An 18,965-nucleotide genomic window follows, 5' to 3' on the forward strand; every position below is an offset into this window, starting at 1 on the left:
AGTATTAGCCGTCGATACGGATCGTGGCGTTTTTCGGATCGTAAGGGCTGTCTTCGACAATCTCTGCGGGCCATAGTTTATCGAACATTTTGACTTGCAGCTTGGTGCCGACGACATCCATTCCGGGTTTGACATAGCCCATACCAATGGATTTTTCGAACGCCACTGAATAGCCACCTGACGTTAACCGCCCGACACGATTGCCATCCATGTCATACAGCGCCTCGCGACCCCATGGATCGGCATCGTCAGGACCATCAATCAAAAGCGTCACGCAGGTTGACCGAATCCCGATCTTCTCCATCGCTGCCTTGCCGTGGAAATCCTTGGATAGATCAACAAATCGCGGCAGGTCAGCCTCAAGCGGGGTTGCGTCGCGCCCCAGTTCAGTCCCAAATGCACGATAAGATTTTTCCTGACGCAGCCAGTTCTGTGCACGTGCGCCCACCAGCTTCATCCCGTGTTTTTCACCGGCTTTTTCAAGCAGATCGAACAGATAGTTCTGCATCTCCATCGGGTGATGCAGCTCCCAACCAAGTTCACCCGTATAGGCCACGCGGATCGCGTTGACCGGGCACATCCCCAATTCAATTTGCCGGGCAGATAGCCAAGGGAAACGCTTGTTCGACAGGGCGGTTTCCGGGTCAGCGTCGCAGATCACTTCCTTCAGCACATCACGTGCTTTGGGGCCCGCGATCGCAAATACGCCCCACTGCGTGGTAACGTTCTGCATTTCGATACGGCCAAAGTCAGCTTCTTTGTCTTCGATCGCCTTACGCAGGAAATCCGCATCATAATCTGTCCAAGCCCCAGCCGAGACCAGATAGAATTCATCATCCTTCAACCGCACAATCGTATATTCCGTGCGTGTCGTCCCAGCAGTTGTCAGTGCATAGGTCAGGTTAATCCGACCGACCTTTGGCAGTTTGTTGGTAGTGAACCAATCTAGAAACGCTTCTGCGCCGGGGCCCTTAACGATGTGCTTGGTGAACGCTGTGGCGTCGATCAGGCCAACGCCTTCGCGGATCGCCTTTGCTTCTTCGACGGCATGTTGCCACCAGCCGCCACGGCGGAATGAATTGGTTTCTTCGTCAAAGTTTGCGGGCGCATCCACGGGGCCGAAGTAGTTAGGCCGTTCCCAACCGTTCACCTGACCAAATTGTGCGCCGCGTTTGGCTTGGCGGTCATAGGCGGGCGATGTGCGCAGCGGACGTGCTGCTGGGCGTTCTTCGTCTGGCCAATGCAATTTCAGCAGGAACGGATAGGTTTCTTCGTTCTTCACCGTCGCATATTCGGACGTCATCCAATCGCCGTAACGCTTTGGATCAAGGGACGCCATGTCGATCTCAGCTTCGCCTTCGACCATCATTTGTGCTAGATAATACCCAGCGCCACCGCCAGCCGTAATCCCGAACGAGAACCCTTCAGCAAGCCACATGTTCCGCAGGCCAGGTGCCGGGCCAATCAGCGGGTTGCCATCTGGCGTGTAACAAATTGGACCGTTGAAATCGTCCTTTAGACCGACTTCTTCGGTCGACGGAATACGATGAATAAAGTCCATGTATTCCTGTTCGATCCGCTCAAGATTCAGCGGGAACAGATCAGCACGGAAACTATCAGGCACACCGTAGCGGAAACGCGAAGGTGCGCCGTCCTCGTATGGTCCCAAAATCCAGCCGCCGCGTTCTTCGCGGACATACCAGCGGGCGTCAACGTCGCGCAGAACAGGGTGTTCGCCATTCTGTTTGCGCCACTCGACCAACGCCGGATCAGGTTCTGTCACGATGAACTGGTGTTCGACCGGAATCGCCGGTGTCTTGATGCCCAGCATTTTCGCCGTGCGCTGTGCATGGTTACCTGTTGCTGTCACAACGTGTTCAGCATGGATAACGATCTGTTCCTCGGACGGGATCAGGTTACCGCCCTTTTCAACCATTTTCGTACAGGTCACATCCCAGTGGTCACCCGTCCAATGATAGCCATCAACCTGCCAACGGCGTTCAATCGTGACGCCACGCTGACGGGCACCTTTGGCCATGGCCATCGTGACGTCGGCTGGGTTGATATAACCATCAGTCGGGTGGAAAATCGCGCCCACCAGATCTTCGGTCCGGACCAACGGCCAACGTTCCCGGATTTGATCTGGGGTCATCCATTCATACGGGATATCGACGGTTTCCGCCGTCGTAGCATACAGCATGTATTCGTCCATACGCGCCTGCGACTGCGCCATACGTAGGTTGCCAACGACCGAAAAACCGGGGTTCAGCCCGGTTTCTTCCTCAAGCGTCTTATAAAACTTGATCGAATAGTCGTGGATGTGGCTAGACGCGTAAGACATGTTGAAATAGGGCAGCAAGCCCGCCGCATGCCAAGTCGAACCCGATGTGAGCTCATCGCGCTCTAACAACATCACATCATCCCAACCGGCCTTGGCCAAGTGATATGCGATTGATGTCCCGACGGCACCACCGCCCACAACCAATGCTTTGACATGCGTTTTCATAAGCGCGACTCCCTTTACTATTCTTGCGTTCAATTTGCGCGAAACTGAACATGAACGAAAGAACTAGCCGACGCCTCATCGTGCAATTGCGACAGCAATACATAAAGGTCCCATTTTTATGCTACACTGCGAACCAGACGATAACATTATTACGTCGAAAATGGATAAAGCAAATGGTTCAATTCTCGCTCGAAGACGCCGGGAAACTGGCGGAAGCAAGTTATAACAGCATCAACATAATCAGGCCCCGGGTTATGCGATCTTGTCCTCATCGTGACGTACAAGCACACCTTTTAGAAGGCGATATACTGCTCTTGCCGGGGTCAAATTCTGTTCGTGACTACCTAAGATATAATTTACGGCCCCTGCTTTTGGGACACAAACGACTAAAGTTAAGCGACGATAGCGTCGCCAAAGGCGTGTCGGGGACAATCTGGCATCAAGGTTTTCTGGCATACGCCGCGGTGGTCGCAGATTGGCTGATCAAAGAACGGGTAACGCCGACATTCATTATAGGACATTCATTGGGGGCGGCAGCCGCACAAATTCTGACCAAAAGCTATGGGGTGCCCGGAATTGGCTTTGCCGCACCCCGTCCTCGCCATACACGTGGCCCTATCAAAAACGGCAAGATGTGTTTGATAATCAATCGTCAAGACGATGTTGTGCCAAACCTGCCCGGCGCGTTTCACCATGTGGGTCAAGTCACCGCGCTATTGCCCGATCCGAAACATCGATTTCTCGCACATAAAATGAACCACTATCGGGAAATCGTGGAAGCCGGGCAAATCGCAGGAAAACTGCCAACGCATTGGGCAGGGTCATGAAACGATCTGGCCGCGCCTAGTTACCCCCGACGGAACAGCGGCGCACACCATTTTCGATACGACACCGGGACGATTGACCAAATCCGCTAGATACCGACGGGCGTGCATTAACATCCGCGGTTGAAGTAGACTCAACCGCGCGCGTTTCAGGTAAACCTGCGATTAACGCTAACACCTCTGCGGCAACCTCGTAATCACCCGATAAATACGCTGCTAAGTCACTTTGCGCAGTTGTGATATCAGCAACCTTTGTCAGAATATAATATTCATGATCGTTCCAATCGCGACCGCTATCGATCATCGCGGATGCGAAATAGCGGGCGGTATTTTCTTCTGATCCGTCGTCCAAGACAGTCAGTAATTCAAATGGCGCATCCTGAATTTGGTCGGGATACGCAGCCGTCATAGCAACCCAATCTGCAATTTCGCCAGTTTTAACGCGCCGTAAGGCTTCATTCCAAGGGGCGCCGTAGTCATGGCCGTTCTCAAGCATCTCTGCGGCGCGATACGCGACGGTCGGTTCCGGCACAGATGTCGCCAGCGGCGTATCCGACACGATCCCCAATGAGATGGCAAAATTCGGGTCAGGCGTTGGCAAAAGTTGATTTGCACGCTCAAGATCCACGCCCATAATAGCCGCTGCGACGGCAGCATCTGTGCTATCGGTCAACACTTTAATATCAAGTACTTCGTCGATCTCCTCATCACCCAGCCGCATTGTAAACAGTCGATAATTGACGGGTTCAGGAAATGCTTCACCCGGCACGGAAGACGTCCGAGGTTTTAGAATTAACGGTGCTCCTGCAACCGTTGCGACCTCAACATCAAGGTTCGGCTTTGGAGAGCCCGCCGAAGCGCGCCGCATTTGTGAAAATATATTCCCCTGACTAGGCGGCTGATGCGGACCAAAAACTAAACTTAGCACGACACGTTCATCATCACGCGTGAACGTCCACACCGCACCCGCAGTGACATCTTCACTGATATCAGCGTAATGACGAAGAAGCCGTTGTGTCGTGGTCGCAGGCGCATCACGTGGGGCCGATGATTCTGCCACAATGCTCTCTCCATGCTGGGGAAGGTAAGATGCAACCTTCCAACCATCTGGTGCTGTTACCTCTACACTGACCAAACGTTGATTATAGACATAATCGTCCCAAACAATTTTGAAGGTAAAGACGATTGCAGCAGCGACCACAACCATTGCCACACCAATAAGAGCCAACGAAAATCGCATAGCGCGCCATTCCTAGAGTTTGTAAAAAGTATAATAAAACACGTAACGAAAACAAAAGGCACATCGAAAAAATGCCATTTTTCGCAATCATGCTAACGTCATAGCATTGCGGGCACAACCAGATCCGGGGGGCGATGCCCATCGGCAAAGGTTTGAATATTCACAATGACCTTTTCGCCCATTTCAATGCGACCTTCCACCGTCGCAGACCCCATGTGGGGTAGCAAAATGACGTTCGGAAGCTGCTTTAACCGTGGGTTAATGTCATGCCCACGTTCAAAAACATCCAACCCAGCACCCGCTATTTCCCCAGCACGCAACATCCGGGTCAATGCGTTTTCATCGATCACTTCACCCCGAGAAGTATTCACAACCACAGCGTCCGATTTCATTAGCTTAAGACGGCGGGCATTCATTAAGTGGAACGTCGACGGCGTGTGCGGACAATTGATCGAAATGACGTCCATATGTGCCACCATTTGATCAAGGCTTTCCCAATATGTCGCCTGTAAATCTGTTTCGATCTCAGGACGAAGCCGTTTCCGATTATGATAATTCACTTCCATTCCAAATGCGTTCGCCCGACGTGCGACAGCCTGACCGATCCGCCCCATTCCGAGAATGCCCAATCTGCGGCCGCGGATGCGACCACCCATCATCGCAGTCGGAGACCATCCCTGCCAATCATTTGATTGCGCAATGCGCAGGCCTTCGGCCAAGCGGCGGGTCACACCTAAAATCAGCGCCATAACCATGTCAGCGGTGTCTTCGGTCACTACGCCGGGTGTATTTGACACGTGAACGCCGCGTTCGCGGGCGGTGGCAACATCAATATTGTCTACACCTGCACCATAGTTCGCGATCAGCTTCAAACGGTCACCGGCGCGCGCTAGCAATTTAGCATCAATTTGATCCGTGATTGTCGACACCAACACATCAGCAGACCCCATCGCGACGGCTAGTTCATCCGTCGACATTGCAACATCGTCGTCGCGCAATGTTACGTCAAACAGCTCTTTCATGCGGGTTTCGACGACATCAGGTAACCGTCGCGTCACAACAACACTTAACCGCTTGCCTGACATGGTGAGCCCTCCCGTGGCTTTCCAAATTATCTATTCCGTGTCAGGTTGCGCCAAAGGGACGCGTAGCACAAGAACCGCGCGCCAATTTTGAGCAGTTAAGGACAAACAATGGGTACTTTGGTGCACTGGTTTCGCATCGTTCGACTTGCTTTGGCCGCAAGCGTTGTCATTGCGGGTACGGCGTTTGCGCAAGACATCAACGACGCGCTCGCGCTTGGGCCTGAAACGAACCTTCCAATGCCGCGTTTTGTTTCGCTAAAGGCATCCGAAGCGAATGTCAGACGCGGACCATCCCTGTCACACCGCATTGATTGGGTATTCCAACGACGCAACATGCCGCTACAGGTCATCGCTGAATATGGACATTGGCGCCGGGTGATTGACCGCGACGGGCAAGGCGGGTGGGTCCACTACACAATGCTGTCAGGCGTACGGACGGTATTGATCGACGGAGATAATACGCCGCTTCGATCAAGACCGTCAGAAGACGCCACCGAAAATGCAGTCCTTGAACACGGCGTCATTGCCCGCCTAGGCGATTGCACGCCTTCATGGTGTGAACTAAGCGCAGGTGGTTACCGCGGTTGGACGCCAAAATCTGTGCTTTGGGGGGTCGCCGAGGCCGAGATCAGAGAATAGACTGGCGCTTGTGATAGCTACAAAAACAGCCTAGCAAAAGCCTATGTCCGACACAAATTCCACCCGCCTTAACCTCTCTGCAGGATTATTATCTGTCGCTGTTGCGCTTGTTCTAGTGCTAGCCAAACTATGGGCATTGGGGCAAACTGGATCACTCGCGATTGCGGCTACGCTCGCGGATAGTGCAATGGATTTGATGATGTCGCTTGGTGGCTTAGCGGCAATCGCATATGCCGCAAAACCCGCAGATGATGATCACAACTTTGGTCACACATCCGCCGAAGATCTAGCAGCGCTTGGTCAGTCTTTATTCATCCTAATTTCCGCCTGCGTCATTGGAACAGCCGCAGTTTTTCGGCTTCTTGACGATACTGTAACGTTGCCAGAACACGAAACGCAGGGGATATCTGTGATGGTATTCTCCATCGTGGTCACGCTTGGGTTGGTATTGTGGCAACGCCACGTCGCGGCAAAAACCGGAAACAAGGTCGTGCAAGCTGATAGCCTACACTACCTTGGTGATCTTATCCCAAACATCGGCGCGATCATCGCATTGTGGGCGTCTGCCAGTCTTGGTCTTGGGCAAATCGACAGCGTGGTCGCGTTAGGTGCCGCAGCGCTCTTAGCGGTCGGCGCGCTGCGTATCGGTAAAGGCGCGTGGGATGCGTTAATGGATCGGCAAGCAGAACCAGCAATGATCAAAGGCATCTGTGAAATTGCCGATGGGTTCAAAGGTGTTCACGGCTACCACGACCTAAAAACGCGTGTCGCGGGAAGCCGCGTTTTCGTGAACATGCATATCGAACTAGACGGCAGTCAAACTCTCAATGATGCCCACGCCACGGGTGCAGCACTTCGCCGGGCCATCGTAGACGCCTATCCGCAAGCAGATGTGCTGATCCACAAAGACCCGGTTGGCGTTGAGAAACACCCCGACGACCCGCGCCCGTAGAAGGTGGATTGAAATCAACCCTACGCAGAATGATCTAGGCCCCGCCCCTTAAGAAGCGCGTCAACGCCCGGTAAACGACCACGAAACGCGGTATATAGATCTGCTGCATCAACAGAACCGCCGGATGAAAGCACCGTTTCTTCCAAACGTTTCGCCGTTTCCGGATCGAACGGCCCACCAGCCTCTTCAAAGGCTGCAAAAGCATCCGCATCCATCACTTCTGACCACATGTAGCTGTAATACCCACTGGAGTAGCCGTCGCCTGCGAACACATGTGCGAAATGCGGCGTCGCATGCCGCATCCGGATCGCATGGGGCATGCCGATGTCTTCCAAAATCTCCGCCTGCTTTTGCATAGGGTCGGCAGGGGCTGGACCATTGTGGAACTCAAGATCGACCAAGGCCGACGCGACATATTCGACGGTCTGGAAACCCATATCATAGGTCGCAGCCCCCAACATGCGTTCCAGCAGGTCTTTTGGCATCGGCTCGCCTGTTTCTGAATGGGTCGCGAATTCAGCAAGAACTTCGGGAACCTCCAGCCAGTGTTCATACAGTTGGCTCGGCAGTTCTACAAAGTCACGTGCGACCGATGTGCCGCTGATGCTTTCATAGGTCACATCAGACAGCATTTGATGCAAGGCGTGACCAAATTCATGGAACAAAGTCCGAGCATCATCATAAGATAACAGGGCTGGCTTCCCCTCTGCGGGCTTTGCAAAGTTACAAACATTGACGACATGCGGGCGCACGTCACCGCTTAGACGCTGCTGTGACCGCATCGCGGAACACCACGCACCCGAACGCTTGGAGCCGCGCGCAAAATAGTCGCCGATAAATACCGCAACATGTTCGCCGTTGCGGGTAACCTCCCATAGGCGCACGTCGGGGTGATAGATCGGCCCCTCAATCGGAGCAAAATCAAGTTTGAACAGGCGATTTGCACAAGCGAACGATGCCTCGATCATGCGATCAAGCTGAAGATATGGCTTCAACTCGGCCTCGTCCAAATCATGCAGTTCCTTGCGGCGCTTTTCGGAATAGAAACGCCAGTCCCAAGGCTCTAGCGGGCCATCCCATCCATCAGCATGCAGCATACGTTTTAGCACTTCAGCATCGGACTCGGCTGCCGCCCTGGCGGGTTTCCAAACCTTCAACAACAAGTCACGCACAGCGCCGGGCGTACCGGCCATTTCGGTCTCTAGCTTGAAATCAGCAAATGTTTCATAGCCAAGCAAACCAGCACGCTGTTCGCGCAGCTTCAACGTTTCAGCAGCAAGCGCACGGTTGTCAGTCTTACCGCCGTTTGCCCCCCGCGCGGCCCATGCTGCATAGGCCTTTTGACGCAGATCACGGCGTTCAGAAAACTGCAAAAACGGTACAATCAAGGATCGGGACAATGTCACCACCGGACCTTCTGCACCCTTTTCTTTCCCGGCAGCTTTAGCAGTTGCGATGACAAAATCAGGCAATCCGTCCATATCACCAGCGGCCAACGGCATGAACCATTCACGTTCATCAGCCAGCAGGTTTTGGGTGAACTCGGTCCCCAAAACCGAAAGCCGCGATTTCACGTCGCGAAGGGCCACAGCATCGTCACCTTCCAACAAAGCACCAGAGCGCACGAAGGTGCGGCGTGACAACATTAAAACGCGTTGCTGTTCATCGGTCAGATCCAGTGTATCACGCCGCGCCCAAAGCGTTTCGACACGTGCGAACAGCGCCTTATTCTCTGATACTTCAGACGAATAAGCACTTAGCTTGGGTGCAAATTCTCGTTGCAACGCCTCGCGCGCAGGGTTGCTGTCTGCACCTGCCACACCATAAAATGCGCCCAGCACGCGGCCCAGTGCTTCATCTGCCAGTTCCAGCGCCTCGATCGTATTTTCAAATGTCGGTGCGTCAGGATTGTCCGCAATCGCGGCGATGTTTTCGCGCGTTTCTGCCAATGCAGCATCCACCGCAGGCGAAAAATCTGCGTCAGTAATTTGATCAAATGGCGGCAGACCAAATGGTGTATCCCAATCGGCAAGCAGTGGATTAGTCATGGCAAATCTCCTTTGAACTATAGCTATGCCTCTGACATCAAATTTGCCAGAACCTCACCCTCGCTTTGTACAAAATACTCAAATTCCCGTTTCACCGCCTGCGCATCCGCTGCTCAAATCGGCGCAAGGCAATCGACAGGCTGATCGTCATCGTAAGATAAACCAAAGCAACGACATTATAGGTTTCGAAATATCTGAAATTGCCGGCCGCCGTCACTTTGCCCAGCTGCGTCACATCCGTCACGCCCAGCACTGAAACAAGGCTAGAATCCTTTAGCATCGCGACAAAGTCATTCCCAAGTGGCGGCAGAATCGTACGCAACGCTTGCGGAAAGACGATAAGCCGAAAAACCTGCCACCGACTGAGACCAAGCGCCTCGGCCGCTTCGATTTGGCCGGTGTCGACGGACTGCAAGCCCGCACGAAACACCTCGGCCAAGAACGACGCATAGGCCAAGGTCAACGCAATGATTGCACGCCACAGCAACGAAAAATCACGTGTGCGGATAGGATCGAACCCAATCAGTTCAGCCATCCAATTCCACAAAGAAACAAGCGCAGGCGCTAAAACAAAGGCGACATACAGCAACAAAACAATGATCGGCACGCCGCGTACGACTTCAATGTAGAACCGTGAAAACTGGCGCAAAACCAATGACCGCGACATTCCCGCGAGCGCCAAACCAAGCCCCAGAACACAAGCAATCGAATAGGCGATCACAGTCACATAGATCGTCACCCATATGCCTTTGCTCAGGGTGTGCAGGACCTTGGTGTAAGTTTCATCCGCGATGACCTGCCAAAACAAGTAAAGGCCGATCGCGACAACAGCGACCAGCCAATAGGGGAAATCCGGTTTATCGGTATTCTTAGGGTGCAACCCGGTTCGCTCCGCGCCTATTCACCCAATTTATATTCAAGAAACCACCGCGTGTTCAGCGCATCAATTGTTCCATCTGCCGTCATATCAGCAATGGCAGCGTTGATCGGGGCAACCAAGTCTGACCCTTTAGGAAAAATAAAACCAAAATCCTCGGTCCCTAGTTTTTCACCAACAATCTTTAGCCCACCATCAGAGGCCGCGACATAACCGTTGCCCGCAGTTCCATCAGTCAAAACAAGGTCGACATCGCCAACACGTAACGCCTGCACCGTGGCGCCAAATGTTTCCATCAATTGGATACGTGGGTTTGCCTCATTGCCATCCAGCACCTCATAGACGCCGACATAAAAAGGCGTGGTACCCGGCTGTGCGGCCATTAACAGGTCATCGTTCGCGGCAAATCCGGCAGCATCATCGAACCGATCCTCATCGCCACGCACAAGCATCACCATTTCAGAGGTCATATAGCTATCAGAAAAATCAACGACCTCTCCCCGGTCTTCGCGGATCGTAATACCCGTCATACCCATGTCAAACTGGGCTTCGGACACGGCAGGGATCATCGCATCCCAGCTAATATTTTCATACACGACAGTGGCATTCAGACGCTTCGCGATCTCAGCCATGGCGTCATATTCCCAGCCCACGGCATCACCGTTGCCGTCAATAAACTGTAGCGGCGGATAGGCGTTTTCTGTGACCACCACGATCTCTTTGCCTTCCAAATTGGGCAAATGGCCTTCGGCGATGGCAGAGGTGGCACAAAGAACCACAGCAAGTGTCGCAAGCGTTTTCATGATAATCTCCACTGATCTAAATTTTGGATCAGCCTAAGAGCCTCGGCCCGATACGCGCAAGCCCTTGCCCGCACAAACCGCGCAGTCGCCCCTTGGCTTAACCGCAATTGTCCGTGTTTGGGCATAAAGCGCATCATAAATCAGCAACCGACCACGCAACCCATCACCAGCGCCCGTAATCAGCTTAATTGTCTCAACCGCCATCATGGAACCAAGGACGCCCGGCAGCGGCCCGATCACGCCAGCCTCGGCGCAGCTAGGAACAAGTTCTGCATCGGGTGCCACAGGAAAGACGCAGGCATAGCACGGGGTGCCATTGGCGGGATCATAGACGCTAATCTGCCCTTCCCACTGGGTTAGCGCGGCTGCGATCAACGGCTTATCCAATGCGACTGCGGTGCGATTGATCAAATACCGCGTATCGAAATTGTCGGTGCCGTCCAAGATAACATCATATTCAGCGAATAATTCATTCGCGACCTCATCGGTTAGACGCCGGTGGTAAGGCTGCACAGTCACGAACGGGTTCTGCGCGCGCATCGCTTCGGCGGCAGAATGCACCTTCGGCATGCCAATATTTTGATCTAGATGGATCACCTGCCGCTGAAGGTTTGCATTTTCGACCAAATCATCGTCGATCACCCCGATCGTACCAACCCCAGCTGCTGCCAGATATTGGAGCGCGGGCGCCCCCAGTCCCCCTGCCCCAACGACCAAAACCGATGCGTCGCGCAGTGCTTTTTGTCCGGGACCGCCGACCTCTCGCAATATGATATGGCGAGCATAGCGGTTTAGTTCTGTATCAGAAAAACTAGCGGGGGTTTGTTCGGGCGTCGTGTTTAAAACGGCGCGCGCACGCACGCGACCCAATAGGTTCCGATAACCTGCAATGATCCCGCCAAAGACGATAAGCATGATCCATAGGCGCACATCGCCACCTGTCGCCATACGTAGTGGGTGTCCGTCGGGCAGCACAAGATGCCCCAGGATCACTGCACCAATCAACATGGCAAGCATCGTCCAGCGCGCACGCATTGGTGCGCCCATCAACATGCCGATACCCCAAAGGGCAGCGGCCATTGCCCCGACCATACTCATAGGCCGGTCGATCCAAATCCGCCCGAACCGCGCGACGTCAGGTCTAACGACGCAACGGGACGAAATCGGGCCTGCACAACTGGCGCTATTACCATTTGTGCAATGCGCATGCCGTGTTCGATGGTGAAATAGTCTTGCCCCCAGTTAATCAGGATAATCCCCACCGGACCGCGATAATCGCTGTCAATCGTACCAGGGCTATTCACCAACCCGATCCCCTGCTTAAGAGCCAGACCCGACCGCGGCCTGATCTGAACTTCGTAGCCTTGCGGGATCCCCATGCATAGGCCCGTTGGGACCAGCACGCGGCGACCGGGCGGCAATTCAATTGCACGCTTGTCTGGTAAATTGGCACGTAGATCAGCGCCAGCTGCACCGGGCGTTTCATAAGAAGGAAGCCCAAGGCCAACGTCGGCACCTTCAACCCATTGAATTGTAATTTCTGGTGTCACGTGATGGCCTTTGCAATTCGTGTGGCAAGCTCGGCCGCCGTGGCATCCTTTGACATACGCGGCCAGTCTTCCGCGCCGTCGGCAGTGATTAAGGTCACGTCATTTTCGCTGCCGCCCATGATGCCAGTCGAAGGCGATACATCGTTTGCCACGATCCAATCACACCCTTTGCGCAGGCGTTTGGCCGTGGCGTAGGCAATCACATCATCTGTTTCCGCAGCAAAGCCAACGACAAGCGCAGGGCGTCCGGTTTTCATTTGTGACACCGTGGCAAGGATGTCCGAATTTTCTGCGAACTCAAGCTTGGGAAGCCCCGATTTATCCTTTTTGATCTTGCTATCGCCTGCATTAGCAACGTGCCAATCCGCAACCGCAGCAGCAAAGACAGCCGCGTCGGCGGGCGCCGAGTCGGTGACAGCATCCAGCATTTCTTTTGCGGTCTTAACGGCAACGACGCGCACGCCTGCGGGTGGCGGCACATCGGCAGGACCAGTGACAAAAGTTACTTGCGCGCCCAGTGCAACCAACGCCTTGGCAATAGCTGTTCCTTGCGCGCCCGAAGATCGGTTCGCGATGTAACGCACCGGATCAATCGGCTCATGGGTGGGTCCAGAGGTCACCAAAACATGCTTTCCCTTCAGCGGACCATCCGACAGCGCCACATCAATCGCCGCGATAATGTCAGGTGTCTCGGCAAGGCGCCCGGGGCCAAACTCACCACAGGCCATAGCGCCCTCATCTGGTCCAACGACAAGCACACCATCGCCTTTTAAGGTTGCCAAATTGCGCTGCGTGGCTGGATGTTCCCACATGCGCACATTCATCGACGGGGCAATCAACACCCGCTTGTCAGTTGCAAGAAGCAAAGTAGAGGCAAGATCATTCGCCAGCCCATGTGCCATCTTCGCCATAAGGTCAGCTGTCGCGGGGGCCACAACGATAAGATCGGCAGCCCGTGACAGTTCAATATGACCCATCTCGGCCTCGTCTGTCAGATCAAACAGGTCTTGATAAACCTTGCTCACTGACAGCGCAGAAAGGCTAAGTGGGGTTACGAATTCCGCCCCTGCCTTCGTCAGAACAGGTGTGACCTTAGCGCCTTGTTCACGCAAACGACGCAGCAAATCCAACGCCTTAAAGGCAGCGACACCGCCACCAACAATTAACAATATGTGCTTGTCCGCCAGCATGTGCTGTCTCCGGTATTTACTCGGGTTGAACTTAGGTCAGTTCATACCGGAAACACAATGATAGGCCTTAGGCGAAAAATGCGCGTACCTCTGTGCTTTGGCTCTCTAGACTTTTACGCATCTTACCAAAAGCTGCGGCCTCTAGCTGGCGAACACGTTCCTTTGACAGGCCCATTTCCGTGCCAAGGCTTTCTAAGGTGCGCGGGTCTTCACGCATTTTACGCTCGTGCACAATGAACTGCTCGCGTTCGTTTAATCCGCCCAGCGCGGTTGATAGCCACTGCTTCAGCGTATCATTGTCATGGTTATTCGCGACGGTTTCTTCTGCTTGGGGGCTATCGTCCTCTAAGGCATCAATCCATTCGCGCCCCTCGTCCTCGACCGATTGCGTCGCATTAAGCGAATAATCCGCCCCCGACAGACGGCCATCCATCATCTCAACATCGTGCAACGGCACGCCAACCTCGGTCGCGACAAGCTGATGCAGCTCGTGCTTAGGAATTGTGCGCCCTTCGGCGGCGGCCTCGCGTTCGATCCGGGCCTGAACCCGGCGCATATTAAAGAACAAGGATTTTTGCGATGATGTTGACCCTGTGCGCACCATCGACCAATTCCGCATTACGTATTCTTGGACGGATGCCTTAATCCACCACATTGCGTATGTTGAAAACCGCACGCCACGGTCAGGGTCGAATTTATCAGCAGCTTTCATCAACCCGACAGATGCTTCTTGAATAAGGTCATTCATTGGCGCGCCGTATCGTTTGAATTTCCCGGCCATCGAAATCGCCAATCGCATGTACGCAGTGATCAACCGATGTAACGCCTGTTCATCACGCTTGTCGCGCCATGCATAGGCCAACGCCAACTCAGTTTCGGCGTCCAACATTTCCGCCTTCATCGCGTTGCGCGAAAAATTCTGATCTGTAATACCGATGGTGCTCATCAATCCGCTCCTTTGGTGGCTGCGTAGCATTAACTTTGCTGTCTAATTCGGTTACGTAGAAAGAAACGTATCGGATCAAAAAAGGTTTCAATCTAATGTTGCCCAATCTCTCTCTCGTGCTAGGCGGGGCGGCCTCTGGGAAGTCAGCCTTTGCAGAAGACCTTGTACTTAATACGCAGCTTAATCCTGTTTACGTCGCCACCGCGCAGGTTTTTGATGATGAAATGGCCCAAAAGGTTGCACGCCACAGGGACCAGCGTGGAACCCTTTGGGACACAATCGAAGAGCCGATCAATGTTGCTTCAGTTTTAGAGCGGGTCACCGAAGACGATGCAGTCTTGGTTGATTGCGCCACTTTATGGCTTACGAACCTCATTCTTGGCGAACATAACCTTGCCAAGGAAAGCGCCGCGTTGCTGTTGGCGCTTGATGCATGTGCAGGGCCCGTTGTCATCGTTTCGAATGAAACGGGGCAAGGGATCGTTCCCGATAACGCGCTCGCCCGGCGGTTTCGAAATGCCCAAGGCACGCTCAACCAACAGATCGCAGCCAAGGCTGATCTTGTCGTGGCTGTCATGGCCGGACTACCCATGACGCTAAAGGGGCAATTGCCGTGACGCGACTATGGTGGGTGCGGCACGGGCCAACACACGAAAAATCATTTGTCGGCTGGCGGGATGTGCCTGCCGATCTATCTGACCATGCGCTGATCAATCGAGTCGCGGATCACCTTCCAAAATCGGCCTTAGTTATTTCATCAGACCTGATCCGCGCCTCAACGACTGCGGACGCAATTGCCCGTGACCGCACCCGTTTGCCGGATCATCGTGATTTACGCGAATTTGACTTTGGCGAATGGGACGGTCTGCATTTTACCCAAGTCGCGAAACGCGATCCCGATCTAAGCCGCCGCTTCTGGGAAGAACCCGGCGACCTAAAGGCCCCCGGCGGAGAAAGCTGGAACATGGTCGCCGCACGGGTCAACGCGGTAATCGACGACCTATGCGCACGCCATCAAGACCATGATATCATCCTGACGGCCCATATGGGTGTCATTATGACCCAAATCCAACGGGCCAGTGGCAGCACCGCCTATCAGGCAATGGGGCACCATATCGAAAACCTGTCGATTACGCAGATGACCCATAGCCAGACAGGCTGGACATTGGGGTCGGTCAATCATCTTCCGTGATGGGATCCGTCACATAAAATCGTTATGCGAAGATGGCCCTGACGCGCTAAACTCTTAACATGACTTATGAACTTTACATTGGTGATCGCACCTTCAGCAGTTGGTCGTTGCGCGGCTGGCTTATGCTCGAAAAATTCGGGCTGGACTATAACACGCATTTGGTTGGGCTATACGCCGGCACCTACCGCGAAGAACTGGCGCATCTTGCGCCCGCGCGGACAGTTCCAGCGATGCAAACACCCGAAGGCTATGTGCTGACCGACAGTATGGCGATGGGTGAAACGCTGGTCGAACGTCATCCAGACGTGAATCTGTACCCACGTGACGGCGCTGCACGGACGTTAGCCAGAACAATCACACATGAAATGCACTCGGGCTTTATGGCGCTGCGTGATGCATGCCCCAACATGATCACCCACGTCTGGGATGGGTTCCAACCATCCGAGGCAGTATTGGCAGACATTGCCCGCATCGAAGAACTATGGGCGCTGGCGCGTTCGCGACACGGACAAAGCGGGCCTTGGCTATTTGGTGAATACACGCTGGCCGATGTCTTTTACGCGCCGGTTGCGCTGCGGATGACGACCTATGACCTACCGATCACTGGCAGCGCCCAATCCTATGTCGACGCGCATTTAGCTGACCCCGCGTTTTTAGCATGGCGCGAAGCATCGAAATCAGAAATATACGATCCTTGGCCTTATCCAATGGATCTGGGGCGCAAACCTTGGCCGGGCGACGCATCTTAACCATTCGTAAACCACGACCACGTAACCGTTAATAAAAAGCGGAGCGTGAACATGGTCGCACTGGCCTACACAGTGGCATTTGAAGGGATAGAGGCACGACTGGTCGAGGTGCAATGCGCCGTAACGCCCGGCATTCCCGCGTTTTCGATCGTTGGCCTGCCCGACAAAGCGGTGTCAGAGGCCCGCGAAAGGGTCCGCGCAGCACTGACCGCAATGGCGATTGCATTGCCATCCAAACGGATCACCGTAAACCTATCGCCGGCAGACCTGCCCAAAGAAGGTTCGCATTTCGATCTTCCCATCGCTCTTGCGCTACTGGCCGCCCTAGACATCATCCCCCAAGATGATGCGGCCCAGTCTGTGGCGCTGGGCGAACTATCACTCGACGGCACATTGGTGCCAGTGGTCGGGGCCCTGCCCGCAGCAATGGCCGCAGCAGAAGACAACCGCACCCTACTATGCCCGCACGCCTGCGGTGCAGAGGCCGCATGGGTCGGGGCCGCGAACGTGATTGCACCGCGTACATTGGCCGATGTGGTGCGGCACTACACTGGGCAATCGGTATTATCGCCATCAGAACCCGGCGAAGTTCACCGGACCAGCAACAGCCGCGACTTTTCTGAAGTCAAAGGCCAAGAACGCGCCAAACGCGCATTGGAGATTGCGGCGGCAGGGCGTCATCACCTGATTATGGTCGGTTCGCCCGGTTCTGGGAAATCAATGCTAGCCGCGCGCATCCCTGGTATCTTACCGCCACTTTCCCCCGTTGAAGCGCTTGAAACGTCAATGATCCACTCTCTGTCTGGTCTCCTCGACGAAGGCGGAATCAACCGAGAGCGACCATTTCGCGAACCCCACCATACCGCATCAATGCCTGCCATTGTCGGCGGCGGTCGCACAGCAAAGCCCGGCGAAATCAGCCTCGCGCACAATGGGGTGCTATTCATGGATGAATTTCCCGAATTTGCGCGCACTGTATTAGAAACGCTCCGACAACCAATTGAAACTGGCGAAGTCGTCGTCGCCCGTGCAAACGCACATGTTCGATATCCCTGTCGTTTTATGCTGATCGCAGCGGCAAACCCTTGTAAATGCGGGTATCTTTCGGACCCAGCGCGCGCATGTGCGCGCGTTCCGCAATGTGGCGATGATTACTTGGGGCGTATATCAGGCCCTTTGATGGATCGCTTTGATCTCAGGATCGAAGTACCGCCAGTCGCATTTACCGATCTGGACCTCCCTCAAGATGGCGAAAGCTCTGCAACAATCGCCGAACGCGTCGCAGGGGCCCGCAGTCTGCAAGAAACGCGTTTTTCCGGACATAATAATATGCGCGTGAATGCAGATGCCGAAGGCCGTGTTCTAGAAGAAATCGCAACGCCGGACACAGATGGCCGCGACCTATTGATCAAAGTTGCGGAACGATTTGGACTATCTGCACGCGGGTATCACCGGGTCTTGCGGGTCGCACGCACCATTGCCGATCTTGACGGGTCTAACGACGTACGCAAACCACATGTAGCAGAAGCCGTCAGCTATCGGCTATCGATGACAAAAGAGGTTTGAATAAACTCCGCGATCTCCGCCAATGCGTTACGTGCTTCGGGGACGTAACCGTCAAACATCTGCCAAACATGCGGGACTTCGTCCCACACGCATAATTGCGCGCCCTGTAAAGCGCCTGCCATACGTTCAGCGTCAGCGCGCAAGGCCTCACCGCTTCCGACTTGGATCAATACGGGCGGCGGTTGATCAAATCGCGCGAACAATGGCGACGCCCGCGGATCATCACGAACGGCACCTTTCAAGTAACGGTTCACGACTTCGTCAATGCGAGAAATAGGTAACAAGACCTCAGACTTTGCGTGTAAGGTTTGACCTTGAAGAGTTAGGTCAACCCATGGCGACATCGCGAATGCTGCAAGCGGATAGTCACCGCGTTGGGTTAAGAATGCCAGCAACGCCAACATGAGCCCGCCACCAGAACTGTCGCCCCCCAGGATAATATCCTGCGGGCGATAACCTTTGGCAATCAAAGCATCCCAAGCCAGTACTGAATCATCAAACGCCGCAGGAAACGGAGCGTCTTGCAACAACCGATAATCAGGAGCGCAAACACGTAATCCAGTCATACTAGAAACGCGCCCCAATAGCCCGCGATAGGCGGCGCCACTACCGACGAAATACGCGCCACCATGAAAATAGAGGATGACGCGTCTAGGGTGTACCCTTCCTGTGCTGATCCAGTTCAGCGTCAACGTGTTAACCGTTTCGGTCAGATGGCAGATGTAAGGTGGACCGCGAAACAGCCAAGGTGCGGCCAAATCGAATGCCCACTTTGAAAAAGCGGGCTCTCGTTGAATG

Annotated in this window: 18 protein-coding genes; 7 read left to right on the forward strand and 11 right to left on the reverse strand. The window is 54.2% G+C overall.

Going from position 1 to position 18,965, the window contains the following annotated elements; all coding sequences use genetic code 11:
- Nucleotides 1-4 precede the first annotated feature (4 nt).
- Nucleotides 5-2,506, reverse strand: a complete 2,502-nt coding sequence (locus tag CYQ09_RS09655) for a GcvT family protein (protein WP_106745167.1) — start codon at nt 2,504-2,506, stop codon at nt 5-7.
- Between the two features lie 371 nt (nt 2,507-2,877).
- Here CYQ09_RS09655 and CYQ09_RS09660 point away from each other — a divergent pair, with 371 nt between their 5' ends.
- Nucleotides 2,878-3,333 carry a hypothetical protein gene (locus CYQ09_RS09660; protein WP_106745168.1) on the forward strand — a complete coding sequence of 152 codons (456 nt, stop codon included), beginning with the start codon at nt 2,878-2,880 and terminating at the stop codon, nt 3,331-3,333.
- A gap of 16 nt (nt 3,334-3,349) precedes the next feature.
- Here CYQ09_RS09660 and CYQ09_RS09665 read toward each other — a convergent pair whose 3' ends face one another.
- Together CYQ09_RS09665 and CYQ09_RS09670 are read right to left on the reverse strand one after the other, a co-directional pair.
- Entirely contained in the window at nt 3,350-4,570 is a 1,221-nt protein-coding gene (locus CYQ09_RS09665) for a hypothetical protein (RefSeq protein WP_106745169.1), read from the reverse strand.
- A gap of 98 nt (nt 4,571-4,668) precedes the next feature.
- A complete protein-coding gene (locus tag CYQ09_RS09670; protein ID WP_106745170.1) occupies nt 4,669-5,655 on the reverse strand; it encodes a 2-hydroxyacid dehydrogenase in 987 nt (328 codons plus the stop codon).
- Between the two features lie 108 nt (nt 5,656-5,763).
- Here CYQ09_RS09670 and CYQ09_RS09675 point away from each other — a divergent pair, with 108 nt between their 5' ends.
- Together CYQ09_RS09675 and CYQ09_RS09680 are read left to right on the forward strand one after the other, a co-directional pair.
- Entirely contained in the window at nt 5,764-6,294 is a 531-nt protein-coding gene (locus tag CYQ09_RS09675) for an SH3 domain-containing protein (RefSeq protein ID WP_106745171.1), read from the forward strand.
- A gap of 43 nt (nt 6,295-6,337) precedes the next feature.
- Complete coding sequence (locus tag CYQ09_RS09680; protein ID WP_106745172.1) at nt 6,338-7,246, forward strand: cation diffusion facilitator family transporter; 909 nt, start codon at nt 6,338-6,340, stop codon at nt 7,244-7,246.
- A gap of 20 nt (nt 7,247-7,266) precedes the next feature.
- Here the strand turns inward: CYQ09_RS09680 and CYQ09_RS09685 are convergent, their stop codons facing one another.
- From CYQ09_RS09685 to CYQ09_RS09715, 7 genes are all read right to left on the reverse strand, one after another.
- On the reverse strand, nt 7,267-9,294 hold the full coding sequence (locus CYQ09_RS09685; protein WP_106745173.1) for a M3 family metallopeptidase: 2,028 nt from the start codon (nt 9,292-9,294) through the stop codon (nt 7,267-7,269).
- A 91-nt stretch (nt 9,295-9,385) separates the two neighbouring features.
- Nucleotides 9,386-10,174 carry an amino acid ABC transporter permease gene (locus tag CYQ09_RS09690; protein ID WP_106745174.1) on the reverse strand — a complete coding sequence of 263 codons (789 nt, stop codon included), beginning with the start codon at nt 10,172-10,174 and terminating at the stop codon, nt 9,386-9,388.
- Nucleotides 10,175-10,191: 17 nt separating this feature from the next.
- Nucleotides 10,192-10,974, reverse strand: a complete 783-nt coding sequence (locus CYQ09_RS09695; RefSeq protein ID WP_106745175.1) for a transporter substrate-binding domain-containing protein — start codon at nt 10,972-10,974, stop codon at nt 10,192-10,194.
- 33 nt (nt 10,975-11,007) lie between these two features.
- Nucleotides 11,008-12,072, reverse strand: coding sequence for a HesA/MoeB/ThiF family protein (locus tag CYQ09_RS09700; protein ID WP_106745176.1), 1,065 nt, complete (start codon nt 12,070-12,072; stop codon nt 11,008-11,010).
- Nucleotides 12,069-12,524: a dUTP diphosphatase gene (gene dut / locus CYQ09_RS09705; RefSeq protein WP_106745177.1), complete on the reverse strand. Its 456-nt coding sequence runs from the start codon at nt 12,522-12,524 to the stop codon at nt 12,069-12,071. The genes CYQ09_RS09700 and dut overlap by 4 nt, the downstream gene beginning before the upstream one ends.
- Nucleotides 12,521-13,714 carry a bifunctional phosphopantothenoylcysteine decarboxylase/phosphopantothenate--cysteine ligase CoaBC gene (gene coaBC / locus CYQ09_RS09710; RefSeq protein WP_106745178.1) on the reverse strand — a complete coding sequence of 398 codons (1,194 nt, stop codon included), beginning with the start codon at nt 13,712-13,714 and terminating at the stop codon, nt 12,521-12,523. Before coaBC ends, dut begins: the two co-directional genes overlap by 4 nt.
- A gap of 67 nt (nt 13,715-13,781) precedes the next feature.
- Nucleotides 13,782-14,660, reverse strand: a complete 879-nt coding sequence (locus CYQ09_RS09715; RefSeq protein WP_106745179.1) for an RNA polymerase factor sigma-32 — start codon at nt 14,658-14,660, stop codon at nt 13,782-13,784.
- A gap of 95 nt (nt 14,661-14,755) precedes the next feature.
- On the opposite strand from CYQ09_RS09715, the gene cobU reads away from it, so the two are divergent.
- The 4 genes from cobU to CYQ09_RS09735 are packed head-to-tail and all read left to right on the forward strand — an operon-like array spanning nt 14,756 to nt 18,167.
- Nucleotides 14,756-15,277 carry a bifunctional adenosylcobinamide kinase/adenosylcobinamide-phosphate guanylyltransferase gene (gene cobU / locus CYQ09_RS09720; RefSeq protein ID WP_106745180.1) on the forward strand — a complete coding sequence of 174 codons (522 nt, stop codon included), beginning with the start codon at nt 14,756-14,758 and terminating at the stop codon, nt 15,275-15,277.
- A complete protein-coding gene (locus tag CYQ09_RS09725; RefSeq protein ID WP_106745181.1) occupies nt 15,274-15,852 on the forward strand; it encodes a histidine phosphatase family protein in 579 nt (192 codons plus the stop codon). The genes cobU and CYQ09_RS09725 overlap by 4 nt, the downstream gene beginning before the upstream one ends.
- 59 nt (nt 15,853-15,911) lie before the next feature.
- On the forward strand, nt 15,912-16,601 hold the full coding sequence (locus CYQ09_RS09730) for a glutathione S-transferase (protein WP_106745182.1): 690 nt from the start codon (nt 15,912-15,914) through the stop codon (nt 16,599-16,601).
- A gap of 51 nt (nt 16,602-16,652) precedes the next feature.
- On the forward strand, nt 16,653-18,167 hold the full coding sequence (locus tag CYQ09_RS09735) for a YifB family Mg chelatase-like AAA ATPase (protein WP_106745183.1): 1,515 nt from the start codon (nt 16,653-16,655) through the stop codon (nt 18,165-18,167).
- Here CYQ09_RS09735 and CYQ09_RS09740 read toward each other — a convergent pair.
- A complete protein-coding gene (locus CYQ09_RS09740) occupies nt 18,137-18,925 on the reverse strand; it encodes an alpha/beta hydrolase (protein ID WP_162617631.1) in 789 nt (262 codons plus the stop codon). The two genes, CYQ09_RS09735 and CYQ09_RS09740, sit on opposite strands and share 31 nt — an antisense overlap.
- Nucleotides 18,926-18,965: the final 40 nt, after the last annotated feature.

Source organism: Yoonia maritima, assembly GCF_002933395.1.
GTDB classification, from domain to species: Bacteria; Pseudomonadota; Alphaproteobacteria; order Rhodobacterales; family Rhodobacteraceae; genus Yoonia; species Yoonia maritima_A.

Coding starts and splice junctions, on each gene's coding strand:
- coaBC (WP_106745178.1), bottom strand. CDS start 13,714: ATGCTGGCGGACAAGCACATATTGTTAATTGTTGGTGGCGGTGTCGCT.
- CYQ09_RS09680 (WP_106745172.1), top strand. CDS start 6,338: ATGTCCGACACAAATTCCACCCGCCTTAACCTCTCTGCAGGATTATTA.
- CYQ09_RS09665 (WP_106745169.1), bottom strand. CDS start 4,570: ATGCGATTTTCGTTGGCTCTTATTGGTGTGGCAATGGTTGTGGTCGCT.
- CYQ09_RS09685 (WP_106745173.1), bottom strand. CDS start 9,294: ATGACTAATCCACTGCTTGCCGATTGGGATACACCATTTGGTCTGCCG.
- CYQ09_RS09735 (WP_106745183.1), top strand. CDS start 16,653: ATGGTCGCACTGGCCTACACAGTGGCATTTGAAGGGATAGAGGCACGA.
- CYQ09_RS09715 (WP_106745179.1), bottom strand. CDS start 14,660: ATGAGCACCATCGGTATTACAGATCAGAATTTTTCGCGCAACGCGATG.
- CYQ09_RS09675 (WP_106745171.1), top strand. CDS start 5,764: ATGGGTACTTTGGTGCACTGGTTTCGCATCGTTCGACTTGCTTTGGCC.
- cobU (WP_106745180.1), top strand. CDS start 14,756: ATGTTGCCCAATCTCTCTCTCGTGCTAGGCGGGGCGGCCTCTGGGAAG.
- CYQ09_RS09670 (WP_106745170.1), bottom strand. CDS start 5,655: ATGTCAGGCAAGCGGTTAAGTGTTGTTGTGACGCGACGGTTACCTGAT.
- CYQ09_RS09655 (WP_106745167.1), bottom strand. CDS start 2,506: ATGAAAACGCATGTCAAAGCATTGGTTGTGGGCGGTGGTGCCGTCGGG.
- CYQ09_RS09730 (WP_106745182.1), top strand. CDS start 15,912: ATGACTTATGAACTTTACATTGGTGATCGCACCTTCAGCAGTTGGTCG.
- CYQ09_RS09700 (WP_106745176.1), bottom strand. CDS start 12,072: ATGAGTATGGTCGGGGCAATGGCCGCTGCCCTTTGGGGTATCGGCATG.
- CYQ09_RS09695 (WP_106745175.1), bottom strand. CDS start 10,974: ATGAAAACGCTTGCGACACTTGCTGTGGTTCTTTGTGCCACCTCTGCC.